At 48.5% G+C, this 3,115-nt stretch carries 2 tRNA genes and 2 rRNA genes; all 4 read right to left on the reverse strand.

Going from position 1 to position 3,115, the window contains the following annotated elements:
- Window positions 1–956: ribosomal RNA gene (locus A9G48_RS00995) — 23S ribosomal RNA — on the reverse strand; the annotation flags it as partial.
- A 202-nt stretch (window positions 957–1,158) separates the two neighbouring features.
- Window positions 1,159–1,234 (reverse strand) — tRNA-Ala (locus A9G48_RS01000).
- Between the two features lie 51 nt (window positions 1,235–1,285).
- A tRNA-Ile gene (locus tag A9G48_RS01005) sits at window positions 1,286–1,362 on the reverse strand.
- 55 nt (window positions 1,363–1,417) lie between these two features.
- A 16S ribosomal RNA gene (locus A9G48_RS01010) occupies window positions 1,418–2,955 on the reverse strand.
- Window positions 2,956–3,115 lie beyond the last annotated feature (160 nt).

The raw sequence follows: 3,115 nt of genomic DNA on the forward strand, positions 1-3,115 counted from the left end.
CCCGCCGTGTGTCTCCCATGATTAAACTTGTCAGTATTCGGAGTTTGCATCGGGTTGGTAAGCCGGGATGGCCCCCTAGCCGAAACAGTGCTCTACCCCCAACAGTTACTCATGAGGCGCTACCTAAATAGCTTTCGGGGAGAACCAGCTATCTCCCGGTTTGATTGGCCTTTCACCCCCAGCCACAGGTCATCCGCTAATTTTTCAACATTAGTCGGTTCGGTCCTCCAGTTAGTGTTAACCAACCTTCAACCTGCCCATGGCTAGATCACCGGGTTTCGGGTCTATACCCTGCAACTTAACGCACAGTTAATACTCGGTTTCCCTTCGGCTCCCCTATTCGGTTAACCTTGCTACAGAATATAAGTCGCTGACCCATTATACAAAAGGTACGCAGTCACACATATCTAATGATACATGCTCCCACTGATTGTACGTACACGGTTTCAGGGTCTATTTCACTCCCCTCCCGGGGTTCTTTTCGCCTTTCCCTCACGGTACTGGTTCACTATCGGTCAATCAGGAGTATTTAGCCTTGGAGGATGGTCCCCCCTTCTTCAGACAGGATATCACGTGTCCCGCCCTACTCTATAAGCTTCCACATAATATACTTTCGTGTACGGGACTTTCACCCTCTATAGTGCGACTTTCCTGAACGCTTCCACTAATATACTATGCTACCCGCTTGGGCTCCTCCCCTTTCGCTCGCCGCTACTCAGGGAATCTCGGTTGATTTCTTTTCCTCGGGGTACTTAGATGTTTCAGTTCTCCCGGTTCGCCTCATCTGACTATGGATTCATCAGACAATAATGTAGTTACCTACATTGGGTTTCCCCATTCGGACATCAACGGCTATAACGCTTTTTATCAGCTCACCGTCGCTTTTCGCAGATTAACACGTCCTTCTTCGCCTCTGATTGCCTAGGCATCCACCGTGTACGCTTAATTTCTTAACCTTACAACTCACAGTTGTCTTGGTTAATTACGCTTTCTTCTCTTTTCGCTTTCAGTCACCTATATTTACATATCGATTCCTCCAGCAAAACGAGAACTCGTTTCTTTCAGCTTGTTCCTTATTGTTAAAGAGCTTTATCTTTCTATTCACTTAATAACTAAATTAAGTAAACACAAAAATAATTTTCTAAGAGACTACTTTAATGGTGGAGCTAAGCGGGATCGAACCGCTGGCCTCCTGCGTGCAAGGCAGGCGCTCTCCCAGCTGAGCTATAGCCCCAATTTTTCACTTCATCAACCTAAAGCTTAAACTAGCAAAATCAAGTTGAATTGGTGGGTCTGAGTGGACTTGAACCACCGACCTCACCCTTATCAGGGGTGCGCTCTAACCACCTGAGCTACAGACCCAATAAAGTGACTCTTTCTAAACAAACAATCTGTGTGAACACTTACGAGCTCTTCGTAAGGAGGTGATCCAACCGCAGGTTCCCCTACGGTTACCTTGTTACGACTTCACCCCAGTCATGAATCACACCGTGGTAAACGCCCTCCCTAAGGTTAAGCTATCTACTTCTGGTGCAACCCACTCCCATGGTGTGACGGGCGGTGTGTACAAGGCCCGGGAACGTATTCACCGTGACATTCTGATTCACGATTACTAGCGATTCCGACTTCATGGAGTCGAGTTGCAGACTCCAATCCGGACTTAGACGTACTTTATGAGGTCCGCTTGCTCTCGCGAGGTCGCCTCCCTTTGTATACGCCATTGTAGCACGTGTGTAGCCCTGGTCGTAAGGGCCATGATGACTTGACGTCGTCCCCACCTTCCTCCGCTTTATCAACGGCAGTCTCCTTTGAGTTCCCGACCTAATCGATGGCAACAAAGGATAAGGGTTGCGCTCGTTGCGGGACTTAACCCAACATTTCACAACACGAGCTGACGACAGCCATGCAGCACCTGTCTCACAGTTCCCGAAGGCACTCTCATATCTCTACAAGATTCTGTGGATGTCAAGACCAGGTAAGGTTCTTCGCGTTGCATCGAATTAAACCACATGCTCCACCGCTTGTGCGGGCCCCCGTCAATTCATTTGAGTTTTAACCTTGCGGCCGTACTCCCCAGGCGGTCGATTTATCGCGTTAGCTTCGGAGCCCATCACTCTAGGCAACAAACTCCAAATCGACATCGTTTACAGCGTGGACTACCAGGGTATCTAATCCTGTTTGCTCCCCACGCTTTCGCATCTCAGCGTCAGTATCTGTCCAGAAGGCCGCCTTCGCCACCGGTATTCCTCCACATCTCTACGCATTTCACCGCTACACGTGGAATTCTACCTTCCTCTACAATACTCCAGATAACCAGTTTTAAATGCAATTCCTAGGTTGAGCCCAGGGATTTCACACCTAACTTAATTATCCGCCTACATGCCCTTTACGCCCAGTCATTCCGATTAACGCTCGCACCCTCCGTATTACCGCGGCTGCTGGCACGGAGTTAGCCGGTGCTTCTTCTGTAACTAACGTCAATTCTAGGCACTTTTCATACCCAAAACTTCCTCACTACCGAAAGTACTTTACAACCCGAAGGCCTTCTTCATACACGCGGCATGGCTGCATCAGGGTTCCCCCCATTGTGCAATATTCCCCACTGCTGCCTCCCGTAGGAGTCTGGACCGTGTCTCAGTTCCAGTGTGGCTGGTCATCCTCTCAGACCAGCTAGAGATCGTCGCCTTGGTAAGCCTTTACCCCACCAACTAGCTAATCCCATATGGGTTCATCAAATGGCGCACGTCCTCGCGGAACCGTACTTTGGTCTCTCAACTTTATGCGGTATTAGCAGTCGTTTCCAACTGTTGTCCCCCTCCATCTGGCAGATCCCCATACATTACTCACCCGTCCGCCACTCGTCATCAAGTGCAAGCACTCATGTTACCGTTCGACTTGCATGTGTTAAGCCTGCCGCCAGCGTTCAATCTGAGCCATGATCAAACTCTTCAATTTAAAGTTTGATGCTCAATAACTGTCTCTGACATATTCAAATGAATCTTCAGTGTCACTTATCAAGACTTCTTAATCTTTTTAGTCCGTAGACTTTTAATCTTTCGTCTCGCAAGTGCCCACACAGATTGTCTGTTTCTTCTTTTTAAAGAGCTAACAGCTT

It is taken from the genome of Gilliamella sp. wkB18 (assembly GCF_001690875.1).
GTDB classification, from domain to species: domain Bacteria; phylum Pseudomonadota; class Gammaproteobacteria; order Enterobacterales; family Orbaceae; genus Gilliamella; species Gilliamella apicola_A.